General features: G+C 52.5%; 23 protein-coding genes and 1 other RNA gene. 15 read left to right on the plus strand and 9 right to left on the minus strand.

Annotated elements, in window-relative coordinates:
- Nucleotides 1-139 precede the first annotated feature (139 nt).
- Both ACUVOF_RS16500 and ACUVOF_RS16505 read left to right on the plus strand, forming a co-directional pair.
- Nucleotides 140-811, plus strand: coding sequence for a glutathione S-transferase (locus tag ACUVOF_RS16500; protein WP_447045379.1), 672 nt, complete (start codon nucleotides 140-142; stop codon nucleotides 809-811).
- Between the two features lie 111 nt (nucleotides 812-922).
- Nucleotides 923-2,866: a putative bifunctional diguanylate cyclase/phosphodiesterase gene (locus tag ACUVOF_RS16505; protein WP_447045380.1), complete on the plus strand. Its 1,944-nt coding sequence runs from the start codon at nucleotides 923-925 to the stop codon at nucleotides 2,864-2,866.
- A gap of 72 nt (nucleotides 2,867-2,938) precedes the next feature.
- Here the strand turns inward: ACUVOF_RS16505 and nhaD are convergent, their stop codons facing one another.
- On the minus strand, nucleotides 2,939-4,417 hold the full coding sequence (gene nhaD / locus ACUVOF_RS16510; RefSeq protein WP_447045381.1) for a sodium:proton antiporter NhaD: 1,479 nt from the start codon (nucleotides 4,415-4,417) through the stop codon (nucleotides 2,939-2,941).
- Between the two features lie 444 nt (nucleotides 4,418-4,861).
- Here nhaD and ACUVOF_RS16515 point away from each other — a divergent pair, with 444 nt between their 5' ends.
- Together ACUVOF_RS16515 and ACUVOF_RS16520 are read left to right on the plus strand one after the other, a co-directional pair.
- On the plus strand, nucleotides 4,862-5,839 hold the full coding sequence (locus tag ACUVOF_RS16515; protein ID WP_447045382.1) for a TAXI family TRAP transporter solute-binding subunit: 978 nt from the start codon (nucleotides 4,862-4,864) through the stop codon (nucleotides 5,837-5,839).
- 94 nt (nucleotides 5,840-5,933) lie between these two features.
- Nucleotides 5,934-7,733 (plus strand): TRAP transporter permease, encoded by a 1,800-nt coding sequence (locus tag ACUVOF_RS16520; RefSeq protein ID WP_447045384.1) that lies wholly within the window; start codon nucleotides 5,934-5,936, stop codon nucleotides 7,731-7,733.
- On the opposite strand, the gene ACUVOF_RS16525 is transcribed toward ACUVOF_RS16520, so the two are convergent.
- Complete coding sequence (locus ACUVOF_RS16525; RefSeq protein WP_447045385.1) at nucleotides 7,730-8,299, minus strand: hypothetical protein; 570 nt, start codon at nucleotides 8,297-8,299, stop codon at nucleotides 7,730-7,732. The two genes, ACUVOF_RS16520 and ACUVOF_RS16525, sit on opposite strands and share 4 nt — an antisense overlap.
- Nucleotides 8,300-8,383: 84 nt before the next feature.
- A complete protein-coding gene (locus tag ACUVOF_RS16530) occupies nucleotides 8,384-9,340 on the minus strand; it encodes a calcium/sodium antiporter (RefSeq protein ID WP_447045387.1) in 957 nt (318 codons plus the stop codon).
- Nucleotides 9,341-9,709: 369 nt separating this feature from the next.
- On the opposite strand from ACUVOF_RS16530, the gene ACUVOF_RS16535 reads away from it, so the two are divergent.
- From ACUVOF_RS16535 to ACUVOF_RS16545, 3 genes are all read left to right on the plus strand, one after another.
- The gene (locus ACUVOF_RS16535) at nucleotides 9,710-9,916 is read left to right on the plus strand and encodes a cold-shock protein (RefSeq protein WP_007111857.1); all 207 of its coding nucleotides are present in this window, start codon (nucleotides 9,710-9,712) and stop codon (nucleotides 9,914-9,916) included.
- Nucleotides 9,917-10,180: 264 nt separating this feature from the next.
- On the plus strand, nucleotides 10,181-10,900 hold the full coding sequence (locus tag ACUVOF_RS16540; RefSeq protein ID WP_447045388.1) for a metal-binding protein ZinT: 720 nt from the start codon (nucleotides 10,181-10,183) through the stop codon (nucleotides 10,898-10,900).
- Between the two features lie 152 nt (nucleotides 10,901-11,052).
- Nucleotides 11,053-11,451 carry a lysozyme inhibitor LprI family protein gene (locus ACUVOF_RS16545; RefSeq protein ID WP_447045389.1) on the plus strand — a complete coding sequence of 133 codons (399 nt, stop codon included), beginning with the start codon at nucleotides 11,053-11,055 and terminating at the stop codon, nucleotides 11,449-11,451.
- A 107-nt stretch (nucleotides 11,452-11,558) separates the two neighbouring features.
- Here the strand turns inward: ACUVOF_RS16545 and ACUVOF_RS16550 are convergent, their stop codons facing one another.
- Nucleotides 11,559-12,365, minus strand: a complete 807-nt coding sequence (locus tag ACUVOF_RS16550; protein ID WP_447045391.1) for a helix-turn-helix domain-containing protein — start codon at nucleotides 12,363-12,365, stop codon at nucleotides 11,559-11,561.
- Between the two features lie 260 nt (nucleotides 12,366-12,625).
- Here ACUVOF_RS16550 and ACUVOF_RS16555 point away from each other — a divergent pair, with 260 nt between their 5' ends.
- Both ACUVOF_RS16555 and ACUVOF_RS16560 read left to right on the plus strand, forming a co-directional pair.
- Nucleotides 12,626-14,002 (plus strand): APC family permease, encoded by a 1,377-nt coding sequence (locus ACUVOF_RS16555; RefSeq protein ID WP_447045392.1) that lies wholly within the window; start codon nucleotides 12,626-12,628, stop codon nucleotides 14,000-14,002.
- 13 nt (nucleotides 14,003-14,015) lie between these two features.
- The gene (locus tag ACUVOF_RS16560; protein WP_447045393.1) at nucleotides 14,016-14,903 is read left to right on the plus strand and encodes a carbon-nitrogen hydrolase family protein; all 888 of its coding nucleotides are present in this window, start codon (nucleotides 14,016-14,018) and stop codon (nucleotides 14,901-14,903) included.
- Between the two features lie 182 nt (nucleotides 14,904-15,085).
- Here ACUVOF_RS16560 and ACUVOF_RS16565 read toward each other — a convergent pair whose 3' ends face one another.
- From ACUVOF_RS16565 to smpB, 3 genes are all read right to left on the minus strand, one after another.
- Nucleotides 15,086-15,817: a hypothetical protein gene (locus ACUVOF_RS16565; protein WP_447045394.1), complete on the minus strand. Its 732-nt coding sequence runs from the start codon at nucleotides 15,815-15,817 to the stop codon at nucleotides 15,086-15,088.
- A gap of 411 nt (nucleotides 15,818-16,228) precedes the next feature.
- Nucleotides 16,229-16,608: a transfer-messenger RNA gene (gene ssrA, locus ACUVOF_RS16570) on the minus strand.
- Nucleotides 16,609-16,653: 45 nt separating this feature from the next.
- Complete coding sequence (gene smpB, locus ACUVOF_RS16575; protein ID WP_447045395.1) at nucleotides 16,654-17,145, minus strand: SsrA-binding protein SmpB; 492 nt, start codon at nucleotides 17,143-17,145, stop codon at nucleotides 16,654-16,656.
- A 126-nt stretch (nucleotides 17,146-17,271) separates the two neighbouring features.
- Here smpB and ACUVOF_RS16580 point away from each other — a divergent pair, with 126 nt between their 5' ends.
- Both ACUVOF_RS16580 and ACUVOF_RS16585 read left to right on the plus strand, forming a co-directional pair.
- Nucleotides 17,272-17,706 carry a type II toxin-antitoxin system RatA family toxin gene (locus tag ACUVOF_RS16580; protein WP_447045396.1) on the plus strand — a complete coding sequence of 145 codons (435 nt, stop codon included), beginning with the start codon at nucleotides 17,272-17,274 and terminating at the stop codon, nucleotides 17,704-17,706.
- The gene (locus tag ACUVOF_RS16585) at nucleotides 17,696-18,013 is read left to right on the plus strand and encodes an RnfH family protein (protein ID WP_447045397.1); all 318 of its coding nucleotides are present in this window, start codon (nucleotides 17,696-17,698) and stop codon (nucleotides 18,011-18,013) included. Before ACUVOF_RS16580 ends, ACUVOF_RS16585 begins: the two co-directional genes overlap by 11 nt.
- Nucleotides 18,014-18,020: 7 nt before the next feature.
- Here the strand turns inward: ACUVOF_RS16585 and ACUVOF_RS16590 are convergent, their stop codons facing one another.
- Nucleotides 18,021-18,479 (minus strand): outer membrane protein assembly factor BamE, encoded by a 459-nt coding sequence (locus tag ACUVOF_RS16590; RefSeq protein WP_447045398.1) that lies wholly within the window; start codon nucleotides 18,477-18,479, stop codon nucleotides 18,021-18,023.
- A 72-nt stretch (nucleotides 18,480-18,551) separates the two neighbouring features.
- Here ACUVOF_RS16590 and fur point away from each other — a divergent pair, with 72 nt between their 5' ends.
- A complete protein-coding gene (fur, locus tag ACUVOF_RS16595; protein WP_096276274.1) occupies nucleotides 18,552-19,004 on the plus strand; it encodes a ferric iron uptake transcriptional regulator in 453 nt (150 codons plus the stop codon).
- Between the two features lie 189 nt (nucleotides 19,005-19,193).
- Here fur and recN read toward each other — a convergent pair whose 3' ends face one another.
- Nucleotides 19,194-20,867 carry a DNA repair protein RecN gene (gene recN / locus ACUVOF_RS16600; RefSeq protein ID WP_447045399.1) on the minus strand — a complete coding sequence of 558 codons (1,674 nt, stop codon included), beginning with the start codon at nucleotides 20,865-20,867 and terminating at the stop codon, nucleotides 19,194-19,196.
- A gap of 214 nt (nucleotides 20,868-21,081) precedes the next feature.
- Between recN and grpE the strand changes: the two genes are divergently transcribed.
- The 3 genes from grpE to dnaJ all read left to right on the plus strand — a co-directional run bounded on the left by grpE (nucleotide 21,082) and on the right by dnaJ (nucleotide 25,110).
- Nucleotides 21,082-21,723 carry a nucleotide exchange factor GrpE gene (grpE, locus tag ACUVOF_RS16605; protein ID WP_447045400.1) on the plus strand — a complete coding sequence of 214 codons (642 nt, stop codon included), beginning with the start codon at nucleotides 21,082-21,084 and terminating at the stop codon, nucleotides 21,721-21,723.
- A gap of 158 nt (nucleotides 21,724-21,881) precedes the next feature.
- Nucleotides 21,882-23,816 (plus strand): molecular chaperone DnaK, encoded by a 1,935-nt coding sequence (gene dnaK / locus ACUVOF_RS16610; protein ID WP_447045401.1) that lies wholly within the window; start codon nucleotides 21,882-21,884, stop codon nucleotides 23,814-23,816.
- 151 nt (nucleotides 23,817-23,967) lie between these two features.
- Nucleotides 23,968-25,110: a molecular chaperone DnaJ gene (gene dnaJ, locus ACUVOF_RS16615; RefSeq protein WP_447045402.1), complete on the plus strand. Its 1,143-nt coding sequence runs from the start codon at nucleotides 23,968-23,970 to the stop codon at nucleotides 25,108-25,110.
- Nucleotides 25,111-25,113: the final 3 nt, after the last annotated feature.

Genomic DNA, 25,113 nt, shown 5'->3' on the forward strand with positions numbered 1-25,113 from the left:
TCGATGCTGTGTTGGTGCTAATCTTAGTATACTGGTCCTTTGATGATGGTCTTTATGATACTAAGCTGAATGTGCCTGCAGAAAAGGATAACTGACGCCAGTTTGATGCTGGCGTAAAACCCAGCCCCATGGAGTGTTTATGATCCACGTTCACCATCTGGAAAAGTCTCGTTCGCATCGTATCTTATGGCTTTTAGAAGTCCTTGAACTGGATTATGAGCTAGTGGTTTACCAACGCGATGGCAAAACACAGCAAGCGCCAGCTTCGCTGAAAAAAATCCACCCGCTGGGTAAATCGCCGGTGATTACCGATGGTGATCTCACTGTAGCTGAGTCAGGAGCGATCATTGACTACTTGTTACAGCGCTATGGGCAGGGGCGATGCCAGCCTTCCTCCGATGATAGTCGCGCTTGGGTGGATTATCGCTACTGGCTGCACTATGCAGAAGGCTCATTGATGCCGCTATTGGTGATGCAGCTTGTGTTTGGCCAACTTCCCAAACAGTCACCCTGGTTGATAAAGCCACTGGCAAAAGGCATTAGTGATACGGTTAGTAAGCGCTTTCTAGCACCGCAGCTTAAACAGCATCTCACTTTTATTAACCAACATCTGTCAGCAAACGGCAGTTTTGCTGGGCCATGGCCTAGCGGCGCCGATATTCAAATGAGCTTCCCGCTACAGGCGGTGGCCGCCGTCCAGTCGCTGGAAAAATACCCTGCCATTGCCGCTTTTGTTTCACAAGTCGAGCAAGATGCTGCATGGCAACGAGTGGTAGAGCGGGCAGGTCCGCTTACCATTCCTGGCCAGTAAATCATTGCCATGCGCTATTCGATAGCTGCTATTAATAGCCGCCAATCGTTTATAAATTCCGTCATCCAGCGGATGGCTGGTCTGTTCAGAGGAGCCGGGGCGGTATTTCTTTTGTGGACTTTTTTATACGCGCCACAGAGTTACGCGAAAAATGCCCAACCAGCAGATTTTCTTGGGCGAGCACCGCTGAGTGGGGAGAATGCTGAGGTTGTCGCCAGCGCTGCCTTATTCGCGTCTGCTGCGACACTTCCAGTCGATGTGCTGCGCCGAGTTGACGATTATTTGGGGCGTTGGGGCATTGTGTTACTGCTTGTTTTGCTGTTGTTGGCACTTATTGGCAATGTATTAATGAAGCGCCGTATAAAGCATAACCGGGCTTTGCTACAAACCAATAAAGAGATGCTGGCGACGATACTGGACAGTGTAGACGCCTTTATTTATATCAAATCTCCAACGTTAGAGTATCAGTACGTTAATCGTCGTATTAGCGATCTATTTGGGCTGCCTGCAGACAAGATTATCGGTAAGCGTGATGAGGCATTTTTTGATGCTGGCAGCGCCGCCGAAATCGATCAGGTTGATCGCAATGTATTACTTTCTGGTAAAAAAGTGACGGTAGAGGAGAGTAACGTCTTGCAAGGCGAGAGCCGGGTAAGAACCTTCTTGTCAATTAAAATGCCGCTGTCGATGTCCCCTGGGGCGTCTCCTTCCCTATGTGGTATTTCGACCGAACTCACCGATTATCTCGAAATGCAGTCGCACACGCATTACCTAGCCTTTTATGACTCGCTCACAGGGCTGCCCAACCGCAGGTTACTGCTGGACTCACTAACGGCTGCTATTGATGATGATGAGTGGGCCGCGTCATATAGCGCAGTGCTGGTGATAGACCTGGATAATTTTCGGTTGGTGAACGATATTCAGGGCCATAACAGCGGTGATCAGTTGCTGATTAATGTTGCTGAGCAGCTACGTCAGCGGCTTGGAGAAGAAGCTACCTTGGCACGCTTTAGTAGCGATGAATTTGTAGTACTGGTCAATAACCTAGGCGAGCAGCAGACGGATGCTGCTCTTAAAGCCGAGCGTGTGGCGCGCCAACTGTTGGAAACCATTGCCCAGTTAAGAAGCGGCCACTCGTTACCTATCAGTGCCAGCATTGGCATTTCGCTGTTTACTGGTGGCGAGCACAGCATGGATAGCGTGTTGCAACAGGCTGATATGGCCTTGCAGCAGGCAAAGCGCGCTGGGGGAAATACGCTGTGCTTTTTTAACACTGACATGCAGACCAGCGTGTTGGAAAGGGCCAGTTTAGAAGCTGATCTGCATAAGGCGCTTGAGCGCAACGAGCTGGCGCTGCATTACCAAGTGCAAGTCGACCATCAGGGCGTTACGACGGGTGTGGAAGCGTTGTTGCGTTGGTATCATCCTCTGCGGGGCTGGGTTTCCCCCGCGACGTTTATTCCTTTGGCGGAGGAGAACCGACTGATTTTGCCGATCGGTTACTGGGTGCTGCGATCAGCTTGTGAGCAATTAGCGAAGTGGTCGCATCAAACGGCCTATGCGCCCTTAAGTATTTCCGTCAATGTGAGTTCAGTGCAGTTCCAACAGCCGGAGTTCGTGCGTGACGTTGAGGCGTTGCTAGCAGAAACGCAGGCACCGCCGAGCCGTTTGGTGCTAGAAGTAACCGAGAGCCTGTTGATGCATGAGCCAACGCGAGTGCGAAATACGATGTTGAGACTCCGGGCTAAGGGGGTCCGCTTTGCGCTTGATGATTTTGGAACCGGCTATTCGTCGCTAAGTTATCTCAAGCGACTGCCGTTAGATGAGTTGAAGATTGACCAATCGTTTATTCATGAACTGCTTACCGATAAAACGGATGCAGCAATTGTTGATACCACGATTCTGCTCGCAGTGAGCTTAGGTTTAACGGTGGTTGCGGAAGGGGTAGAGAAAAAAGAGCAGCTTGATTGGCTCAGAGGCCATGGCTGTTACCGCTATCAAGGTTACCTATTTGGGCGCCCGACACCGATTGAGTACCTTTTTGAGAGCTATTGAGCGGTTATATAACCCCCCTTTCAAACAAGCTGAAAGGGGGGTAAAAGGACAGTTCAGTATAAGGTGCCCATCTTAGCTAAAAAGCGCAAAGCTCTCAGCGTTGAGCCACATGTGTACCAGAATGCTGGCAACATAACCGAGTAAAATAACCGGCGACCAGCGCAAATGGCCCATAAACGTATATGACCCTCTTGCCTGGCCCATGACCGCCACGCCGGCAGCTGAACCAATCGACAGTAAACTACCCCCGACACCTGCGGTTAAGGTAATCAGCAGCCATTGGCCATGGGACATATCGGGCTCCATCGTTAGTACCGCAAACATCACTGGAATGTTGTCGATGACCGCCGAGACAACGCCTAACGTAATATTGGCTGCGGTGGCGTTCCAGCCGGTATAGAGCGCTTCCGACAGCAAGCCGAGATAGCCCATAAAGCCAAGCCCGCCGACGCACATAACCACCCCGTAGAAAAACAGCAAGGTATCCCACTCTGCGCGCGCCACGCGGTTAAACACATCGAAGGGAACCACGCTGCCCAGCTGCGCCAACTTACGGTCATCACCACGTCGGCTATAGCGTTCGCGTTTACGCTCCAGCGAGCGGGGTAGGCTGCGACGCAGGTAGTAGCCAAAGAACTGCAAGTAGCCCAAGCCGGTCATCATGCCCAACACTGGCGGCAGGTGGAGCACAACGTGACACAGTACGGCGGTCACGATCGTCAATAAAAATAGCAGCACAATGCGCCGCGCGCCGCGCTTCATCCACACATCTTCATAAACGCTGGCAGGTTTCTCATCCTTGATGAAGAAGCTCATGATGGCTGCAGGAATTAGGAAGTTGACCAAGGAGGGGAAGAACAGAATGAAGAATTCCTGGAACTCAACCATGCCTGCTTGCCATACCATCAGGGTGGTAATATCGCCAAACGGACTAAACGCCCCCCCCGCGTTGGCGGCCACTACGATATTGATACAGGCCAGGTTAATAAACCGCCGATCACCTTCGGCGACCTTCGTCACCACCGCACACATCAACAGCGCGGTAGTGAGGTTATCGGCAATCGGGGATAACACAAAGGCGAGACCGCCGGTCAGCCAAAACAGTGTGCGATAGTTGAAGCCCTTGCGCAGCATCCAGGAACGCAAGGCGTCAAAGACCCGGCGTTCTTCCATGGCGTTGATATACGTCATGGCCACCAGCAGGAACAACATCAGCTCGGTGAATTCCAAAAGCGTTACGCGAAAGGCGTACTCGGATGCTTCCGACATACCATTTTGAACATACACCCAGCCGATGAGCCCCCAGATAATGCCAGCGGCAACCAACACGGGCTTAGACTTACGCATATGAATCTTTTCTTCCGCCATGACAAGTGCGTATGCCAGAACGAAAATAGCTAATGCGAAAAAGCCCACGAAAGAAGCAGTTAGATCTAACTCACCGGTGACTGCAAAAGCAGAAGGACTCACGGAAAATAGTAAGGCCGCTAACAAAAAAAGCCAGCGACGATACAATCGAGGCTGGCGAGAGGGTTGGCACAACGTAGGCATGTGACTTTCTTCCTCATGGTTAAGTTGTCAGGAGTGGTTTGAAAACGGAATTAGTTTATCAGCCTATATTGTGATGCAATACCTTATAAAAACGAACGAAAACAGTTCTTCTTAGGGTAATGGCATCTTTTTTTAATAAATTAATCTTTTAGGTAATGGTAACTTTAGCAGTATTAGTTTTACAAAAGAGTTAACAAATTGATGATTATTATACTAACGCCGAATAGTATTATTGAATAAGTTTAAGTTTTATAAATATTATCAGTAATACAGCCTTGCTTAAGCAGTCTCAGGCTTTCACCGATGTACTCGTGAAGATGACGATGGGGGAGAGTGCTCGCTTAGACACATCGTGCTATGTTGAATACCGCCAAGCTGGCGGCTTGGTAAGATAAAAATGAGGCCCGTTAGAAAACGGACACTGAATACGCTAAGGAAACAACGATGCGCAATCCATTTCGCTCCCTTCGCCGTACGCTTAGCGTGTCGGCTGCTACGCTCGCGCTGGCGAGTGCCGCTTTCTCTGCCCATGCTGAAATCCGCGTGACCTATAAGTCGGCTTCTGCTGGCACTGCCTATTACCAGATGGGCGTAGAGCTTTCAGAGGCAATTCGCCAGGGTACGGATGACGCTATTGTGCTGACCCTGGAAGAGAGTCAAGGCTCGGTTCAAAACGTAATGGAAGTGATGGCGCGCCAAGGTAACTATGTGTTCACTACCCCGCCTGCATTAGTCGCTCAGGCGATGGCTGGGGAAGGGGCGTTTGCAGAACGTCAGAATCCCCGCTTTCAAGAGATACGCGGGTTATTTCCGATTCCCTCGATAACCATGCATTTTGTACTGGCAGGTGACGAAGGTGTCACCGATGTGTCCGCATTGGCAGACAAGCATTTATTAATAGGCCGAGGCACTTTTGGCGCCCGCGAAGCGTCTCGTTATCTGGAACTGTTTGGTCTGGAAGAAAGTGTCCAAATTGCCGATGCTGCCATTGGCAGCGGTCCCGATGCGCTCAAAAATGGTCAGATTGACGGCTTTGTGACCGCCAGTTCTTTCCCGTCTCCTAATGTGATTGAGACGGCCGCCAGCATGCCAGTCTCATTGATCAGCCTGAGCGGCGAGCAAATTGAACAAACCGGCGCAGCGCGCCAAACGATCCCCGGCGGCACCTACCCCGGTATCGATAAAGATGTCGAGACCACATCGCTGCCGGTGATTGCCTATACTACGACGGCGATGGATGATGACACCGCTTATACGCTAACCAAAACGTTTTGGGAGCGCCGCGATGCCATGGCCGAAGAGGCCGCCTGGTGGGGCAGTATTACCCCCGGCATGCTGGAAAACATGAGCGGCACGTTACACTCAGGTGCGCTGCGTTATTACGAAGAAGCGGGGTTCGATGTGCCTGATACCCTGCGTTAGCATTTTGCAGTAACTCTTTATGCTTATTTCCCACCGCCACGGCGCTTACGCTGTGGCAGTCCTGTATTAATGCAGTATTGATAGGCAATTTGGCATGCGTGTTCTTACCTCGTCGCAAACGGCGGCCCCCGCCGGTGATGACGCAATAGCGCCTGGTTGGATGATGCTAGGCGCGGCCAGTGTGGTGTTCCATCTTGGGTTGATTTTTTATGGTTTAACGCCTGCACTCGTTAGTCGCCCGCTACACATGGCGCTGTTATTACCCTGGGTGCTGGTCTATATGGCCAACACTCCGGCGCAGCGAATGAGTGGTTGGTTGCTGACAGTGCTGGGTATTGTCGCATGTGGCTATATTGCGATTAACGAGGCTGCGTTAGCCAACCAGTACGGTTTTATTGATACCCACTTACAGATGGCGATTGGACTGTTTTTAATTGCTCTGGCGCTCGAGGCGGCACGCCGGGCGATCGGCTGGCCATTGCCGCTGGTAGCGTTGTTGGCCTTGATATATGGCGCTTTTGGCCAATATATACCGGGTGCGTTTGGCCACCCTGGACTGCCGCTGCCCAGTATGGTGGGCACGTTAACCATTGCCGAAGGCGGGCTATGGGGATCGCTTACCGGCGTCAGTGTCAGCGTCGTCGCCATTTTTGTGATTTTTGGCGCAGTGCTGAATGCCGGCGAGGCGGGCCAAGGCTTTATGAACCTAGCAAGCGCAGTGGCAGGACGGTTGACCGGGGGAGCGGCCAAGGTGGCGGTGATTTCCTCTGCGCTAATGGGCTCTATTTCGGGCTCGGCGTCGGCTAACGTGGCGTCCACCGGGGCGATTACCATTCCTTCCATGGTGCGCCTGCGGTACCCACGCTCACTCGCTGGCGCTGTCGAGGCGGTTGCCTCCTCTGGCGGACAAATCATGCCACCGCTGATGGGTGCAGGTGCGTTCGTGATGGTGGAACTGACGGGCACACCCTACACCCAGATTATGGCTGCAGCTATGCTGCCGGCAGTGCTCTATTTTTTAACCGTTTGGGTCGGTATTAACGCCTATGCGACCCGGCATGACTTACAGCCTGTGGCTGAAAGCGAACGCCCCGGCGCGAAAGAGGTGGCCATTACTTCGCTGTTTTTCGCGATCCCGTTCGTGCTGCTGTTAGAGCGCATCTTTAATGGCGGTTATACCCCGCAGTACGCGGCTAGCATTGCGATTTTTGCAGGCATGGCGCTGCTATTCTTCAACGTGACGCTGCGTTTTTCATTACCGGGTTTTACGAAGCGTTTATCAGAAGCAGCGGTAACGGCTGGACGTCAGATTGCCGTGATAGGCGCGATCATTCTCTGTGCTTCGTTGGTAGTAGGCGTGTTATCGCTGACCGGGTTGGGCGTTAAAATTACCTCAGCTATTTTATCGCTTTCCAATGACATGCTATGGCCAGCGCTGCTACTCACGGCACTCGCCTGTTTGATTTTAGGCATGGAAGTGCCGACAACCGCCGCCTATGTGATCTGTGTCTCAGTCGCCGGCCCTGCGTTAACATCGCTGGGTTTAGAGCCGCTCTTGGCGCACCTGTTCGTCTTTTGGTATGCGCTGCTCTCAACGATTACGCCGCCAGTGTGTGGAGGTGTGTTCATCGCCGCGGGCATGGTGGGCGAGAACTGGCTCAAAGTCGCCTTCAAGGCCATGGCGTTAGGGATCGGACTATATATCATTCCCTTGGCGATGGTCGCCAACCCAGAAATAATCCGTTTGGCGTTTAATCCGTTTGACGCTCTGTTTGATGGGGTAAAAGTGGCGATTGGCTTAGGGGCGATTTCGTTTGGTGTGATTGCCCGCAAAGTGTTTTGGCTACGCATCGCCCTTGTTGTCGCAGGTGTTGTGCTGATCTTCGTTGTTTAACCCTGTGAGTCAGGGCTAGCGTCCAGCCTAAGCGGTGAAGACACCGGCAGGGGCGTTGTGGCGAATAACACCCAGGTATCCAGCGCAGGCCCCAGCGACATTACTAAACGCAACTGGTCGGGGGCTTGTGCCAGCACTTCTTCGGCGCAAATGCCCGCCTCAAAACGACCCGCCAGCAACCCTTCGGCCACTGCCACCGTAGTGGGCGTCTCGATAATTTCGGTATAACTCGTTAAATCAGTGTAATAGCGCGTGGCTGGTTGCAGTGCCACGTGGGCAGGCTTAGCAATGGCGCGTTGCGCAATCAGCGCCAGCGGCTTGCTACCAGCGATAAACGTATCCACAGGGTAAGCACGATGCATATAGCGGCCCACGCACGCACTGTGCGCCGAGTGAGCCGTGCATTGCAAAACATGGCTAATCTTTCCTGCCACCAGTGCCTGAAAGGCTTCTTCAAACTGACCGAAGAGCGTCACGCTACCTGTGCCGGAAAAGCGCCTATTTAGGTAGCGCCAAGCAATCAGCTCATGGTTATTCCCGCTAGGTCCTAAAGTCGCAATGTGCACGGTGATCCCTATCTCTCAAGCGTGAAACTAATGAGCCAAAAGCGCTGGGGCCTTTGGCTCATCGTTATTAAATAGTCGCGGCGCTCAAAAAACCGTAAAGCTGAGTGCTATATAGGCCGCATAACCGACGAGTAATGCGGCCCCTTCCCAACGAGATAGGCGCATGCCGGTATACAAGAACAGCACCAATATGCCAGCGGCACCTAACATCACCCATTGGTCAAACAGAGCTACCCGGGGGGCGAGGGGCAGCGGCTGCAAAAATGCTGAAATGCCCAGGATGCCCAGCAGGTTGAAAATATTACTGCCAAGGATATTACCCACGGCAACATCGGCATGACGGCGCAATGCAGCAATCACCGATACGGCCATTTCAGGTAGCGATGTACCGACGGCAACAATCGTCAGGCCGATCACCGCCTCGGAAATGCCCATGGCTTGGGCCAAACCAATGGCGCCAAACAGCAGCAACTGTGAACCGCCAATTAGCATGCCCAAACCGACTACTAGCGCGATAGCAATCATCCAGCCTGTGGTGGGGAGCTTGGTCATCTCTTCGGCTTCTGAAGCGTGCATCTCAGCGGCAGGAACGTGTTGATGGCTTTCGCTAATGTATGCCCATACAAGGTAACCGACGAGTCCCGCTAAAAAAATTCCCGCATCAATGCGTCCCAACGCGCCGCCGAATGAGAGGCCAATAAACAGCAGGCTGGCCAGTACCACCACTAGGCCATCCCGGCGCAGCGCTAATGGTTGAACCACCATGGGGCAAATAACGGCACACATACCCAAAATCAATAAGATATTGCCAATATTGCTGCCAACAATATTACCCACAGCAATATCCGGTTGTTGATTAATAGCGGCATCAACCGAGACGACAAGTTCGGGGGCTGAGGTGCCAAAACCAACCACTACAAGCCCTGTGAGCAGTGGCGAAACCCCCACTCTTCGTGCGCCAGCCACCGCGCCGCGAATAAGCGACTCTCCCCCAAGGGTTAACAGCGCGATACCTGCTAATAAACTGAGTCCATATAGCATTTCCAAAACCTCATCCAGAGTACTCGCCAAGCCGTTTTTAATGCGGGGTTTGCTTGGCTAGTAGAGCGCGCTAGGCGGTCGGATTAATGGTGCCCAGCTCACTGCCAAGATTACTGCTTTTTTTAGTAATTTGCGCTGTTTATAAACGTATATAAAAGGCTGGTCGGCAAATTAAAAAATACAAAAGCTTTGACCTGTTTGTACAGACGTGGCAAGGTGTGCGCAGTTAGTAAGTTAGCAAGCAAGCATGGTTCCAGAAACATTCGAATTCTTTCGGTAGTCTGTAATTGTATTCCTTGTTCTACTCACTATTTATCTGGGTAATACCAGGAATTTTACAATTCGCGATTAGCGAGAAGGATTTATATCATGGCAACTGGCACAGTTAAGTGGTTCAACGATTCTAAAGGTTTTGGCTTCATCGCACCGTCTGACGGCAGCGACGACGTTTTTGCTCATTTTTCTGAAATTCAGTCTGATGGCTTCAAAACTCTGCCTGAAGGCGCTAACGTTTCTTTTGACGTTACCCAAGGTCAGAAAGGCCTTCAAGCATCAAACATCAAGCTGCTTTCTTAATCCCAGCGATTATTTAAGTTCTCGGATCGTTTAGATTCGATGATCGAGCCCCGCGTAAGCGGGGCTCGATGCGTTTGTGCCTTTAAAAGTCACCACTGTCATCATCGATGTACCTGCTGCCAGTCGTTACTACCTGTCTATTAGATCTTTTCACGCAATCCCTATCACTCCTTTATAAACCAGCTTGATTATATGATATGTTATATTGTATCTTTTTGGCTGCTGTTATTTCACAAGGGAGAAAGCAAGATGGGCGTCAGCAAAATGCTAGATAATAAAATGATGGTATCGCCATTCAAGGGTGTGAGTGTCTTAGCATTCAGTACGTTGTTACTGGCGAGTGCTCACTATGCCAGTGCTGATGAGCATGGCCATGACCACAGCCATGATCACGATCATGCTCATCATGACCATGACCATGACCACGACCACGACCACGACCACGATAGCGATATTTATGCAGGCTATTTTGAGGACGATCAGATTAAAGATCGCTCACTTTCAGACTGGGAAGGTGATTGGCAATCCGTCTACCCGTACCTACAAGATGGCACGCTAGATGAAGTGTTTGCGAATAAGGCAGAGAGTGGCGATAAAACCGCCGAAGAGTACAAAGCTTATTACGAGATAGGGTATGAAACGGATGTAGATCGTATCGTTATCGACGGCAGCAATGTCACCTTCTTTGCGAACGGCGAAGAGATGTCGGGTGACTATCAGTACGATGGCTACGAGATTTTAAATTACGAGGCGGGCAACCGGGGCGTTCGCTTTATATTCGAGCTTGAAGGCGAAGGGGCTGACGATCTTCCCCAGTATATTCAGTTCAGCGACCACAGCATTTACCCCACTGACGCAGACCACTACCACCTTTACTGGGGCGATGATCGTGAAGCACTGTTAGAGGAAGTGACTAACTGGCCAACCTATTACGCCTCAGAGCTAAGTGGCGAAGAGATTGTTGAAGAGATGCTGGCCCATTAAGCTATATTAAGCATACGATACGTTAATGATTGAAAAAGTGCTGGCTATCATGCCAGCGCTTTGTTGTTATTGGCACTGTTAAAATAGGATTCAGGACAGATCGACGGCACACCTTCCGTATTGTTTTACCAATTGTCATAAGGCCATTCATTATGCGCTTGTCTTCACTTTTTATTGTTATTGGGTTGTTGGTCTCAAGTAGCTTTGCCTATGCGGGCGATAGATGTGATAACGCAACTACCCAGGCTGAGCTCACCGAATGCTCGGCGCAGGCCTATCAAACAGCTGACGATGCGCTAAATGAAGCCTACCAAGTGCTTGTAGACCAGCTAAGTAACAACGTCGCGTCACTGGAAAAGCTGAGAGCCGCCCAGCGGGCTTGGATCGGTTTTCGCGATGCGGAGTGTGCGTTTGAAAGTAGCGCTGTTGAAGGCGGCAGTGCACAGCCTATGGTGCGTAACGGCTGCCTTGAAAGGCTAACAGAAGCACGGACCGAAGCGCTGCGTGAGCATGCTAGCTGTGAAGAAGGTGATCTAAGTTGCCCGCGATAATGGTGTTCGTCGGCTTGGCGATAAGCAGGATAAGTCATTAATTTAATCATCTCTCACTATATAACTTTACAAGCTTTTTAGTTCTTAAATCTTGATAAGGCTAGGCGTCATTGGTGCTCGGCTAGTCGAGCGAACAGCGGCATAAGTAGCGCGAAGAGTTCCGCCTGGGACGAAATGCAGCACTTGGCATAGAGCTGGCGGCGGAAGACTTTAACTGTCTGCAGGCTGACTTCAAGGTGGAGACTGATGGATAGGGAGGAGTGGCCTCTTAAAATAAACAAGGCCACTTCGGCTTGGCGTGGGCTCAGGCGAATGCTGTGTTGCTGATTCAAGGCCTCTCTTAGGCGTTCCTCTAGAGGCGCTGGCGGTGATTTGCCCACACCTTCAACGCGGTAGTCTTGCCAGTGTTTTTTCAGCAGAGAGCTGAGGGTCAGTTCGTACTGTTGCAGAATCTCAAGCTCGCGCCTATTGAAGGGTTTACCACTAGAGCGATCCCTGCCAAAACAAGCGGTTATCGTATCACTCTCGGTGATGCTGGCGAAAACCGCTACCTCGTCCAGTAGTGTGGTCTGCTGGTAGTAATTCTTATAGTAATGTGTGCGTCGAAAGTGGTCAGGCGCGACGTCCCTCAATCGACGTATGCCCTGAACATCGCCTCTCAGATGCTCGCGGTAAAACGGATCCAGCAGGTAATCTCCCCCTAGATATTGGCTATCCATGGGTAAATAAACGACAGGGTCGGTGTATTCCCGATAGAGCACTGCCGGCCGGTGTTCGCCGTGATAAGCGATGATGATCAGGTTATCGAAGGCCGCTAACCGTTTCACCAAGGTGGAAAAATGTTGAGGCAACGCGGGGGTCGCCAGCGCCATGAGAGTATTGGCCAGTACTTCGTCAATTTCGCTATGAGTCACCAATTCCACATCCGCAGGCCCATACCACGCTGGGGTTATATACGATCCGATGAGCTACCAATACTGTTCTAAAGGGGTTGGCTACTAAGCATCTCAGTCTAGCTGGATAGCTGTAACGCCAGCAACTGAGGGTTATTAGCCGGTCCTTAACGGTAGCAAGCTGGTCTAGCCTCGGCGGCTGGCTTGATCAACCACCTCTTCGTTTTGTGCCGACTCAGTGATTGCCCGCTGTCGGTTCCAACGTTTCCTGGAGATGGATCATGACGGATAACAATATCAAACTGGAAAGAACGCTATCCCTAAAAGCCGTGGTGTTGTTTGGCCTAGCCTACATGACGCCATTGATCGTGCTGGGCACCTTCGGGGTAATTGCCAGCACGAGCAATGGCGCCGTACCCACTGCTTATCTCATCACGACCGTTGCCATGCTATTCACGGCATATAGCTACGGCATTATGGCGCGTACTTATCCGGTAGCCGGATCTGCCTATACTTACGCACGCAGAGCCATCGACTCGCGCGTTGGCTTTATGGTGGGATGGAGCGTGCTGCTGGATTATTTCTTCCTGCCGATGGTGATTTGGTTGATCGGCGCTGCTTATTTGAACGCACGCTTTCCTGAAGTACCGAGTTGGATATTCCTGCTCGGCTTCATCGGTATCACCACCTTTTTGAATATCTACGGCATCAAGCTCGCGTCCAAAGTGAACTCGTTGCTGATGGTTTTCCAAATACTGGTGATCGCCTTCTTCGTACTGCTTTCAATTCGTCACGTATTTGCGACCGGTGTCACTGATTCGCTTTTTAGCCTGGGGCCGTTTTTGGGTGAAGATGCCGGTTTCACCGCGATTGCCGCGGGCGCAGCGGTGGCCGCTTACTCTTTCCTTGGCTTTGATGCCGTTACCACACTGACCGAGGAGACCATCGACCCAAAGCGCAATATCCCCAAAGCCATCATGCTGACCGCACTGATCGGCGGCGGTATCTACGTGCTAGTAGGTTACACCACCCAATTGGTTCACCCAGGTGGCAGCTTCGTAAACGCCGATTCCGCTGCCTTCGAGATTGCCACGACCATCGGTGCGGATCTCTTCGGGGCTATCTTTCTGGCCGGTATGGTGCTCGCCCAGTTCACATCTGGCCTAGCCGCCCAAGCCAGTGCCTCTCGGCTGCTGTTTGCCATGGGGAGAGACGCGGTACTGCCGCCTAAGCTGTTCGGTGCGTTGCACTCGCGCTTTCATACGCCGGTATTCAATATCGTGTTAACGGGCGCCATTGGCATTATCGCCTTGTTCCTCGATGTATTATCGGCCGCCTCATTCATCAATTTCGGTGCCTTTATCGCTTTCACGATGGTTAATCTGTCAGTGATCTTTCTGGTGAGCAAAGACGCCGATGCAAAGCGCCAGTATGGTGTGATTAGAGGGATGTTGGTGCCACTCATCGGTGCCCTGATTAACTTGTGGCTGATGAGTAAGCTGGATATCAACGCCTTTATTCTTGGGCTGATCTGGCTCTCCATTGGTCTCGCCCAGCTGGCTTACCTGACCCGATTCTTCCGCCGCGAGCCGCCGGAAGTGGCCTTTGATGACTCAGAGCCCGAGTCAGCGCCCGCCTCGGAACAAGCGACCTTTTAAACGGAGATTTATTATGTCCAGAAATTTGCCTGTCCTTGCGGTGCAGGAAGCTTCACGGCCGCACGGCACTGACACCGAACTGCTGGACTTTGAGGCCGAGCTGGCGGTACACCTGAGCGACTTCGGTGCCGATTTTGAAAAGCCAAGGATGGTGGTTTATCCAGAGCTCCATCTATGCGGTGCCACGGGTACGCCTGAGCAGCGCAGGGAGCAACTGGAAGCCGCGGCTGAACCGATCGATGGCCCCCGTGACCAGCATTTGTCACGTATCGCCCGCAACCTGGGGGTATGGCTGCTACCCGGCACGATATGCGAGCGGGGAGAGGACGGGCAACTGTACAACACCGCGCCGGTGTATTCGCCCGAAGGTGAGCGGGTGGCTGCCTACCGTAAGTGTTTCCCCTGGCGGCCTTACGAGCCCTATCAGCCTGGTGATCGCTTTGAGGTGTTCGAGGTGCCGGGCATAGGCCGGGTCGGCCTGGCCATCTGCTACGACATCTGGTTTCCCGAGACGGTGCGTCAGCTAGCGTGGCTGGGGGCGGAAGTGATCATCAACCAAGTGGCCACCACCACCTGCGACCGCGCCCAGGAGCAAATCCTTGTGCAGGCCAATGCGATTTTCAACCAGGTGTATATGGTGAGCGCCAACTCGGCCGCACCTGCGGGAGAAGGACAGAGTCTGATCGTCGACCCCGAAGGCCGCATCCGCGCGAGGATGCCTGGCGCTACATCTGGCATTCTGACCGATGTACTCAACCTGGATGAGGTCGAGCGGGTGCGTACCTTCGGCACGGCGGGCTTGAACCGCATGTGGTCACAGTTCCGAGAGGGCGATCCGGTGCTGGAATTACCGATGTACGAAGGCCGCATTGATCCGCGTAAGTGGAGGGAAAAGCGTTAAGCAGTCTCCCTCTATTCTCTCCAACTCCGAGTTATATCCACTCCGTGCAATTATGCCATCACCCATGTGATGGCTATTGCCTGCGATAAGTTGCTTGTTCCGATAGCTGATCAGCTAATCCAACCAGCGGTAAAAGCTGATTCTTCCCAAGCTTGCGTCGGGATCGGCTGTTGGGCATAAGGTTAATAGTCGCGTGGATAGGGAGGCTTATCTTTGCTTTCTGCTTGAGCCTCTTCTTGTTGCTGTCGATAGAGTTCTGGCTGTTCAATGTACGTAAGTGGCACGCCAAACCATGCTGCCGTCGTTGCCCGCCAAAAGAATAGAATTAGTAGAAGACTTAATGCTACATAGACTTCGAGACCTATAAACGCCATTACTTCCTGTAGCAAAGTAGACGTCGTTTCAATGCCGATAATGTTCGGAAAAGAGTTGAACAGAATGATTAAGGCGGTACCGAACAGGATGTTGCCCGACCGTCTTTGCTCTGCCTCTGAATCGCGCGCCCGTTTTTGGCGCATTAGGTAGTAGTCAATCATGTGCGGGTCATTCCGCCTGTAGGCAATTTTTCTATAATAAGCAATGTGCACATAACCCTTTGGCTGCTCTTGGCTTGAAGAGGGGGTCAAGCGAAAGAGGCCCGGAATCTCAAGAATGAAAGCTCTAAAAACTATGCTTGCCATAGGCGTTAAGAACGCTGCCCAGACCGTGAATGAAGCGAGCACGATGATCACAAAGTTTAAATTACTGAGGATGGGAGTGTTCCTACTATCCCATTCTGTTAGACCCATTAGACCAGCAAGAATCATTGCCAGATCAAGATAGAGAACGAACTGAACCATTTGAGCAGCTCGCTTACCTTCCCAGGCTTTGTCCAGGATGCTGACAAATTCTTTTAATGTTGTTTTTACACTCATGGTGCTGAAATGCCCGTTGCTAGGTTCATTGGCTTTAAGCGTAAGACGCTTTGAACCTAATTTGAAGAAAGCAGTGGCTTCAGCGCGTTTCCTGGACTATTCCCAGTAGCCCACCTACCCAAAATGTCATAAGGATAACGACACCCTACTGGTGCGTTGGTGCGTCCGAGTGGCTGGTGTTAAGAGGCTGCTGATGTGCTGAGAATAGCGGGCTGACGGGGTGCTTTTGGAATGCTGAGTTATTCCTCTACCATGGTTTTGGACTCAAGATGCTGAAAAAGTATTAAGTATTGAAAAAAGCCAGTCATTCATCGCCCATCATAACAATATCAAGCGATTTTTAGCATGAGTGGGTATTTAGGATAAGAAAACAAAAAAAGCACCCGTAGGTGCTTGATTTGTAGGGGTGTCTGGTGGAGGCGGCGGGAATTGAACCCGCGTCCGCCAGCACGCGCCTATTGGCTCTACATGCTTAGATTTCGTCATTTGATTTAACGCGACTGACTCCGACGATCAGGATTCAGCCACGCGAGCCTTCTAAAGTTTAACGGTTGGCGAGAAGACACCACCAACCGCAGTCCTATCAGCTTTAGCTCATATCCCCGCAGTGATGAATAGGCACATCACCTTGGGGCCAGACAAGAAGCTAACAGTGTTTAAGCTGCTAGCGCGCCTTGAGCGTAGTTTTCGTCATTTGCGACTATTTTTCGTGATGTGGGATTTACGAGATACATCACGCTCTCGGCATGCACCGCAAGGGTTGTCACCGGCGTCGAAACCATGTCGCCCCCTGATTACAGATGAGCATTCTAACGTGCTCACAGCTAATTGACCAGTTATGCCTTGTTATGTTCCCGCATAATTCGACCTTTTTGGCGACTCCAGTCGCGATCTTTTTCGGTGGCGCGCTTGTCATGCAACTGCTTACCGGTGACCAGCGCCAGCTCGCACTTTACCTTATTGCGCTTCCAGTAAAGTTTCAGGGGCACACAGGTGTGGCCTTTGTCCTGAGTGATCGAAAAGATCTTGGCGATTTCTTTTCGGTGCAGCAGCAATTTACGCGTGCGGGTAGGGTCGGCAATTTCATGGGTGCTTGCCGTGTTGAGCGGCATAATGTGGCTACCTAGCAGAAAAGCCTCGCCATTGCGTACCAAAATATAGGTGTCGGTAAGCTGAGCTTTGCCAGCACGCAGGCTTTTTACTTCCCAGCCAGCCAGCGATAATCCTGCCTCGAAGGTCTCATCGATATGATACTCAAACCGTGCCTTCTTGTTTTGGGCGATAACGCTGTTACCGGGGCCCTTACTATTACCTTTCTTAGTGGCCATGGAACCTCATAATTAATCTGTCAGTGGCATCCCCTTCGTTATTTGGGGAGGCGTGATACCATTTAAGGTCTGAAATAATGTTTCCCATGATACGCTTTGAGCACTGTGAAGTCAGCGGAGAGGTCAATGCCAACCGTCAATCGTTCCGCCTTGGTGCGGCACACCCCCCAAAAGATGTTCGACTTGGTCAACGACTTCGAGCGCTACCCGGAGTTTTTGCCTGGTTGTCGTCATGCGCGCTTGATTGAGCATGACGAAGCGCACCTGATCGGCGAAATGACCCTGGGTCGCGCCGGCGTCGAGCAAACCATCACCACTCGCAACGACCTTTTTGCGCCCGAACGTATTGAGCTTTCGTTGGTAAAAGGACCGTTCAAACGCCTAAAAGGTCGCTGGCTGTTTATCCCCATGGGAGAGGGTGCCTGCAAGGTCAGTTTAGAAATGGAGTTTGAATTCGCTAATCGGCTGCTCGGCATGGCCTTCGGAAAGCTTTTTCAGCAAATAGCGGGGCAGCTGGTCGATGCCTTCACCAAGCGCGCTAACGAGCTGTATGGCCGCTGAGGCGCTAGCGGTTGAAGTGGCTTTTGCTTTGCCGTTTAAGCAGCGCATAGTGGCTCTGCGCGTGCCGGAGGGCACCACCGCACGCCAAGCTGTTGCCTTAGCCGATCTACCGGCACTATTCCCTGAGCTGCCTGATACTACATTCTCTCGGGCACCTCTAGGGGTCTTCGGTAAAGCACTACGCGACCCTGACACTTATCTGTTGTGTGCAGGGGATCGCGTAGAAGTCTACCGGCCGCTGGCCATCGACCCAAAGGTCGCTCGTTTAGAACGCGCAAAGCGGCAAGCGAACGACCCAGGGCGGTAAGCGTGATTTAAGGCTGTGACACGGGCTGCGCACTTGGTGGAATCGGCGTCTGGGTGCTCTCTTCTGGTAGTGCATCCATGGGATCAACGCCTTCCGTTGCTGGCCCCATGCTGCTCTCACCCTCAAGCGGCAACTCTTCGGATAAATCACCTTCTTGCTCAATGTTTGCCAAACGGCCCTGAGGGTCGAAGGTGAGCGTGACGCGGCGTTGCTCTACACCGCCGTACGCTTTGTCTAAACGAAATACATAGTCCCACTGGTTGGCATCAAAAGGGGCTTCTAGCAGCGGCCTACCCATCACATAAGTGACCTGCTCCCGAGTCATGCCAGGCTGAAGTTGGCTGACCATCTCCTGTGTCACTAGGTTGCCTTGGGGAATATCGCGCTTGTACACGCCAACGTAACTGCAGCCACTAACAACGGTCAGGGCAAGGGAGAGCGTGATGATTCGAGTCAATTTTTGCATTTGGGCCTATTCTTCACTATCGTGGTTTCGGTTGATCATACCCGACCTAACCTGTTACTGCGAAGAGCGACCATGGCCGATCAGAACCATGAATTGCGCAAAGCCGGTCTAAAAGTGACCCTGCCGCGCGTCAAGATACTTCAGATTCTCGAAAATGTTTCGGGTCAGCACCACCTTAGCGCGGAAGAAGTGTACAAAACACTGATTGATGCGGGCGAAGATGTTGGCCTGGCGACTGTATACCGCGTATTGACTCAGTTTGAGTCAGCGGGTTTGGTTATTCGTCATAATTTTGACGGTGGCCATGCAGTTTTTGAGATGACCCAAGAGGATCACCATGATCACATGGTGTGCCTTGAAAGCGGTGAGATCATTGAGTTTGTTGATGAAATCATCGAGCGTCGTCAGCAGGAGATCGCTGAAGAGCACGGCTATGAATTAGTTGATCATGCACTGGTGCTTTATGTGCGTCCACGTGGATCAGATGTGACACGCCAAGACAGCGGGCCGACGAATAGAAAATAATGTTCGTGGGTCGACACAGTAGCCGTGGATAAGACGTATAAGCGCTCCTAGTCTACTTGGCAAATTCGCTATTAATGGAATTCGCCAAGTAGGCAGGGGCGTTTTGTTGTGCTGGATATAATTGTGCTGGATATAATTGTGCTGGATATAGTTGGGCTGTTGTAACTGCGATATCGCAGTTCTCGCTTATCAATGTGGCGGGCGTTGGCTAGCGTGCAGCATTTCGCGTGCGTGGGCGAGGGTTTGGTCAGACAGCGTCACACCCCCCAGCATACGTGCCAGTTCGCTGATGCGGCCCTGTTCGTCGAGTAGCGCCATTTGGGTCAGTGTTGTATCGCGTTTGGCCTGTTTCTCAATATGCAGGTGCTGATGCGCCTGTGCTGCTACTTGGGGTAGGTGGGTCACGGTCATCACCTGACCGTTTTCACCTAGCTTACGTAGCAATTGACCTACAATTTCGGCAGTGGCGCCGGATATACCCACATCCACTTCGTCAAATACCAAGCTGGGTACCGTCGAATGGGTTGCTGCGACGACTTGAATCGCTAGGCTGATCCGCGACAACTCGCCGCCGGAAGCGACTTTGGTTAGCGGTCGGGCCGGCTGGCCGGGGTTGGCGCTAATTAAGAACTGCACACGATCAAGCCCTTCAGGGCTCGGCGCCTCTTTCGCGGTGACCTCCACTTCAAAGCGCGCTTTACCCATGGCTAAAAAGCCCAACTGTTGCTGTACCTCTTTGCCCAAGCGAAGCGCGGCTTTTTGGCGGCCCTCGCTAAGCTTTTTCGCCTCTTGGCGGTAGCTTTCGCGTAGCTCAACGACCCGTGCACTGAGAGCCTCCAGATCATTGCCACCTTCTTCTAACTGCGCAACTTCCCGTTGCAAATTGGCATGTAGGGCGCATAGCTCTTCAGGGGCAATATGATGTTTGCGAGCAATTCGATGTACATCGGCCATTCTCTCTTCAACCCACGCTAGCCTTTCAGGGTCTAATTCGGTCGTGCTGGCGAGGCGGTTGAGTTCGCTGGCGGCCTCTTCCACTTGAATGCGAGCATCGCTCAGCATAGCCAGTGTATTCGCCAAGGTGCCTTTGTCACTGCCCGGCAGTGCGCTTAAGTGAGTGAAGGCCTGATTCAGTAATGACAATGCACCCCCTTCATCGCTGGCGCAGCAGTCAGCGGCAAACTGAGTCTCGCGTAAGGTCTCTTCCGCATGGGCGAGCGTGTGTTGCTCTTCCTCTAGTGTGGCTAATTCGCCTTCTGCTAAGCCGAGTTGATCCAGCTCTTCAACCTGGTAGCGAAGCAGTTGGCGTTTGGCCTCAACTTCGCTGCCTTCTTCGCTTAGCTTCTTCAGCTGACGACGGGCATTACGCCACTCGCGGAACGTTTCAGCTAGTTGGGTAGTGGCATCGTTCAGGCCTGCGTAATCATCCAACAGCGCAAGATGGGTCTCTTCGCGCATTAAGGCGTGGTGGGCATGCTGGCCATGAATTTGAATCAGCTGCTCGCCGAGAGATTTGAGATCCGAGATAGTCGCAGGGTGGCCATTAATCCATGCTTTGGAGCGACCATTGGCAGTAACGACACGGCGCAGCAAGCACTCCTCAGACGGGAGCTCGCGGGATGTTAGCCACTCGACGGCAGCGGGCAGGTGCTGGATGTCGAAACGTGCAGAGAGGTCCGTGCGCTCTCGCCCATGACGGACGCTACCCGCATCGGCGCGCTCACCCAGGCATAACCCGAGGGCGCCTAGCAGGATGGATTTGCCTGCTCCGGTCTCCCCGGTAATGGCCGTCATGCCGCCGGATAAATCGAGTTCTAAATGATCAACAATAGCGAAATCTTGAATAGCAAGCTGAGTAAGCATGGCGCCTCCCAAGGCGGAACAGCATAGGAGCTGGGTACTTATCCAATAGTTGTTGATTTATACAGTAGTTAATAACTCACTTCAATGCACCTCTTGAGATGGAATTTATGGCCCCCATATAGCGTGCATGATCAATTAAAGCGAGTAGCTAACGGCTTACTTCTTTGCGCGCAGCCCGCGTGGTAGCGCACTACTTGTTATTTAGGAGCACAACATGGCGAAAGAACCGCAAACACCAATGGATGATGAGTTGGCCCGCCACGAGCAAGAAGCCGAGGGCGCCGAACAAGCGGCTGAGAAAGTGGCCGAAGAGCGCTTGATGGAAGGCGAGCTAGAAGGGTTGATCAATGATGAAGAGCCGTTAGAAGGCAATGTCGACAACCCTGAAGCGGAAATGCTGGCTGCCCAAGTAGGCGAGTTAGAGCAGAGCTTGGCCGACGCCAAGGATCAAGCCCTGCGCGCCGCAGCGGAAGCACAAAACGTGCGTCGCCGTGCGGAGCAGGAAGCTGAGAAAGCTCGCAAGTTCGCGCTTGAGAAGTTTGTGAAAGAACTACTGCCGGTGGTGGATAGCCTGGAAAAAGCACTTGAGACAATGGAAGAGGGCGCCTCCGAAGTTCACCGCGAAGGCGTTTCCATGACGTTGAAAATGCAGCTGGATGTGCTCAATAAATTCGGCGTCGAAAGCATCGAGCCTCACGGCGAGCCTTTCGATCCGCAGGTGCACGAAGCAATGACCATGGTGCCTAACCCAGACCTTGATCCGAATACCGTGATGGATGTTATGCAGAAGGGCTATTTGCTCAATGGACGCCTAGTGCGCCCGGCCATGGTAGTGGTCAGTCAAAAAGCCAATTAAGCCACTGGCTGCACAGGGAGTGAAAAAAGCCCTTGAAATGTCAGCGGCGGCCCCCAAATAAAGGGCAACCCCGCGGGGAAACCCGCAACTGAGTTTTAAAAAAATCAGTTCTAAAACTTAATTTTCAGTTTTGTAACAATCGAATTCGAGGTATTGCTATGGGACGTATAATTGGTATTGACCTGGGCACCACTAACTCTTGTGTGGCTGTGCTCGATGGTGACAGTGCTAAAGTTATTGAAAACGCCGAGGGTGGCCGTACGACACCTTCTATCATCGCGTATACCGATGATGGCGAAACGCTGGTCGGTCAGGCGGCCAAGCGCCAAGCCGTCACCAATCCAGAAAACACCTTGTATGCTATCAAGCGTCTGATTGGCCGCCGCTTTAAAGACGACGTTGTTCAGAAAGACATTAAGATGGTGCCGTACAAGATCACCGAAGCCGATAACGGTGATGCCTGGGTTGAAGTAAAAGGCAAAAAAATGGCACCGCCGCAGGTTAGCGCGGAAGTGCTGAAGAAAATGAAGAAGACAGCCGAAGACTACTTGGGTGAAACAGTCACCGAAGCGGTCATCACTGTGCCGGCCTACTTCAACGACAGCCAGCGTCAGGCCACCAAAGATGCTGGCCGCATCGCTGGTCTAGACGTTAAGCGCATTATCAACGAGCCGACCGCTGCCGCACTGGCTTACGGTATGGACAAATCGCGCGGCGACAAAACCATCGCGGTTTACGACCTGGGTGGCGGTACCTTCGATATCTCAATCATCGAAATTGCCGATGTCGACGGCGAAACCCAGTTTGAAGTGTTGGCCACCAACGGCGACACCTTCTTGGGTGGTGAAGATTTCGACTTGGCATTGATCAACTACTTGGTTGACCAGTTCAAGTCTGACAGCGGTATTGATCTTTCTGGCGACAACCTTGCCATGCAGCGTCTGAAAGAAGCTGCTGAGAAAGCCAAAATTGAGCTGTCCAGCGCTCAGCAGACCGACGTGAACCTGCCCTATATCACTGCCGACAATACTGGCCCGAAACACCTTAACGTTAAGGTGACACGCGCCAAGCTTGAGTCGCTGGTAGAAGAGCTGGTTCAGCGCTCGCTCGAGCCGTGCAAAATGGCCCTGAAAGATGCTGGCCTGTCCGCTTCTGAAATCGATGAAGTGATCCTGGTCGGTGGCCAGACTCGCATGCCGATGGTGCAGAAGAAAGCGGCTGACTTCTTCGGTAAAGAAGCACGCAAAGACGTTAACCCGGACGAAGCGGTTGCCGTGGGTGCAGCGATCCAGGGCGGTGTACTGGGTGGCGACGTTAAAGACGTTCTGCTGCTCGACGTTACCCCGCTTACCCTGGGCATCGAAACCCTGGGTGGCGTAATGACGCCGCTGATCGAGAAGAACACCACCATCCCGACCAAGAAGACACAAACCTTCTCAACGGCGGATGACAACCAAACGGCGGTGACCATCCACGCTGTTCAGGGTGAACGTAAGCAAGTGTCGCAGAACAAGTCGCTGGGTCGTTTTGATCTTGCCGACATTCCGCCGGCACCGCGCGGCGTGCCTCAGATCGAAGTCGCGTTCGACTTGGATGCCAACGGTATCCTGAACGTATCGGCGAAAGACAAGGCTACCGGTAAAGAGCAGTCCATCGTCATCAAGGCCTCTAGCGGTTTGTCCGAGGAAGAAGTCGAGCAGATGGTGCGCGATGCCGAAGCGCACGCCGAAGAAGACAAAAAGTTCGAAGAGCTGGTACAGCTGCGTAACCAAGCCGATGGCATGATTCACGCCACACGTAAAACGTTGGAAGAAGCAGGCGACAAAGCGACTGACGACGAAAAACAGGCGATTGAAACAGCCATCAGTGAGCTGGAAGAAGCGGTTAAAGGCGACGACGTCGACAACATTCAGAAGAAACTGGATGCATTGACCGAAGCCTCTGGAAAGCTTGCTCAGAAGATGTACGCCGAGCAGGCAGAGGCTGCTCAGCAAGAGGGCGGCGAAGGTGCCGAGAGCACCGGCTCCAAGCCGGAAGAAGACGTGGTTGACGCAGAGTACGAAGAAGTCAACGACGAGCAGAAAAAGCAGTAACAACCTCTTTCTGCCAAGGAAAGCGGTGACGCGGGAGCTTACTCCCGCGTTGCTGTTTCCGCGGCCAAGACGCACGTGGCTAAATGCGTAGTTATAAATATGTAGCTAAATGTGCAGTTGAGTGCGTAGCTAACCAGGAGGCGTAGGGCCCATGTCCAAGCGCGATTATTACGAAGTCCTGGGTGTCGAAAAAGGGGCCGATCAGAAAGAGATCAAGAAGGCCTATCGCCGTCTGGCGCAAAAATTCCACCCTGATCGAAACCCGGACGATACCACCTCAGCGGAAAAATTCCGCGATGTGTCCGAAGCTTACGAAGTGCTGAGCGACAGCGAAAAACGCGCTGCTTATGACCAGTTCGGCCATGCAGGCGTTGATGGCCAAGGTGGCGGTGGTTTCGGCGGTGCTGGTGCTGGTGATTTCAGTGATATTTTCGGCGATGTATTTGGCGATATTTTTGGCGGAGGCGGTGGCCGGCGTCGTGGGCCCAATGCCCCGGCACGCGGTTCCGACCTGCGCTATAACCTAGAGCTGGATCTTGAGAACGCTGTTTCCGGTACCACAGTCGATATCCGTGTTCCACGGCATATCGAGTGTGACCGTTGCGATGGCGGTGGCGCTGAGCCGGGCTCTTCTAAAGAGACGTGTCCTACCTGTCATGGCCATGGTCAAGTGCGTATGCAGCAAGGCTTCTTCGCCGTGCAGCAAACGTGTCCGACCTGTCATGGTTCTGGCCAGCACATCAAAGTACCGTGCCATAAGTGTAATGGTGAAGGCCGCGTACGCGAGACGCGCACGCTGTCGGTCAAGATTCCGCCGGGTGTCGATACCGGTGACCGTATTCGCTTGAATGGCGAAGGCGAAAGCGGTGTGAACGGTGGCCCGCCTGGGGATCTGTACGTTCAGGTAGCCATCAAGCCGCACCATATATTCCAGCGTGACGGCAAGCACCTGCAGTGCGATGTGCCGATCAACTTTGTGGATGCAGCGCTAGGTGGCGAGCTTGAAGTGCCCACGCTAGATGGCCGTGTGAAACTGAAGATTCCGCCGGAAACACAAACCGGCAGGCTGTTCCGCTTGCGCGGTAAGGGTGTGAAGCCCGTGCGTGGTGGTATGCCCGGCGACCTGCTGTGCAAGGTGGTGGTGGAAACACCGGTGAAGCTTAACGATGAGCAGCGTGATCTATTGCGCCAGCTCCAGGAAAGCTTTGATGGCAGCAACAGCCACAACCATTCGCCGAAGAAAACCGGCTTCTTCGACAGCGTGAAGAGCTTCTTTGAAGATATGAAGCCGTAAGTC

It is taken from the genome of Vreelandella sp. H-I2, from assembly GCF_052959335.1.

What these genes read in the sequence shown, in the direction of transcription:
- ACUVOF_RS16530 (WP_447045387.1), bottom strand. Translation starts at nt 9,340, where the DNA reads ATGCTATATGGACTCAGTTTATTAGCAGGTATCGCGCTGTTAACCCTT.
- dnaJ (WP_447045402.1), top strand. Translation starts at nt 23,968, where the DNA reads ATGTCCAAGCGCGATTATTACGAAGTCCTGGGTGTCGAAAAAGGGGCC.
- ACUVOF_RS16585 (WP_447045397.1), top strand. Translation starts at nt 17,696, where the DNA reads ATGGCCGCTGAGGCGCTAGCGGTTGAAGTGGCTTTTGCTTTGCCGTTT.
- ACUVOF_RS16535 (WP_007111857.1), top strand. Translation starts at nt 9,710, where the DNA reads ATGGCAACTGGCACAGTTAAGTGGTTCAACGATTCTAAAGGTTTTGGC.
- nhaD (WP_447045381.1), bottom strand. Translation starts at nt 4,417, where the DNA reads ATGCCTACGTTGTGCCAACCCTCTCGCCAGCCTCGATTGTATCGTCGC.
- dnaK (WP_447045401.1), top strand. Translation starts at nt 21,882, where the DNA reads ATGGGACGTATAATTGGTATTGACCTGGGCACCACTAACTCTTGTGTG.
- ACUVOF_RS16515 (WP_447045382.1), top strand. Translation starts at nt 4,862, where the DNA reads ATGCGCAATCCATTTCGCTCCCTTCGCCGTACGCTTAGCGTGTCGGCT.
- ACUVOF_RS16590 (WP_447045398.1), bottom strand. Translation starts at nt 18,479, where the DNA reads ATGCAAAAATTGACTCGAATCATCACGCTCTCCCTTGCCCTGACCGTT.
- ACUVOF_RS16560 (WP_447045393.1), top strand. Translation starts at nt 14,016, where the DNA reads ATGTCCAGAAATTTGCCTGTCCTTGCGGTGCAGGAAGCTTCACGGCCG.
- ACUVOF_RS16520 (WP_447045384.1), top strand. Translation starts at nt 5,934, where the DNA reads ATGCGTGTTCTTACCTCGTCGCAAACGGCGGCCCCCGCCGGTGATGAC.
- ACUVOF_RS16500 (WP_447045379.1), top strand. Translation starts at nt 140, where the DNA reads ATGATCCACGTTCACCATCTGGAAAAGTCTCGTTCGCATCGTATCTTA.
- grpE (WP_447045400.1), top strand. Translation starts at nt 21,082, where the DNA reads ATGGCGAAAGAACCGCAAACACCAATGGATGATGAGTTGGCCCGCCAC.
- ACUVOF_RS16540 (WP_447045388.1), top strand. Translation starts at nt 10,181, where the DNA reads ATGCTAGATAATAAAATGATGGTATCGCCATTCAAGGGTGTGAGTGTC.
- ACUVOF_RS16580 (WP_447045396.1), top strand. Translation starts at nt 17,272, where the DNA reads ATGCCAACCGTCAATCGTTCCGCCTTGGTGCGGCACACCCCCCAAAAG.
- ACUVOF_RS16545 (WP_447045389.1), top strand. Translation starts at nt 11,053, where the DNA reads ATGCGCTTGTCTTCACTTTTTATTGTTATTGGGTTGTTGGTCTCAAGT.
- smpB (WP_447045395.1), bottom strand. Translation starts at nt 17,145, where the DNA reads ATGGCCACTAAGAAAGGTAATAGTAAGGGCCCCGGTAACAGCGTTATC.
- ACUVOF_RS16555 (WP_447045392.1), top strand. Translation starts at nt 12,626, where the DNA reads ATGACGGATAACAATATCAAACTGGAAAGAACGCTATCCCTAAAAGCC.
- recN (WP_447045399.1), bottom strand. Translation starts at nt 20,867, where the DNA reads ATGCTTACTCAGCTTGCTATTCAAGATTTCGCTATTGTTGATCATTTA.
- ACUVOF_RS16565 (WP_447045394.1), bottom strand. Translation starts at nt 15,817, where the DNA reads ATGAGTGTAAAAACAACATTAAAAGAATTTGTCAGCATCCTGGACAAA.
- fur (WP_096276274.1), top strand. Translation starts at nt 18,552, where the DNA reads ATGGCCGATCAGAACCATGAATTGCGCAAAGCCGGTCTAAAAGTGACC.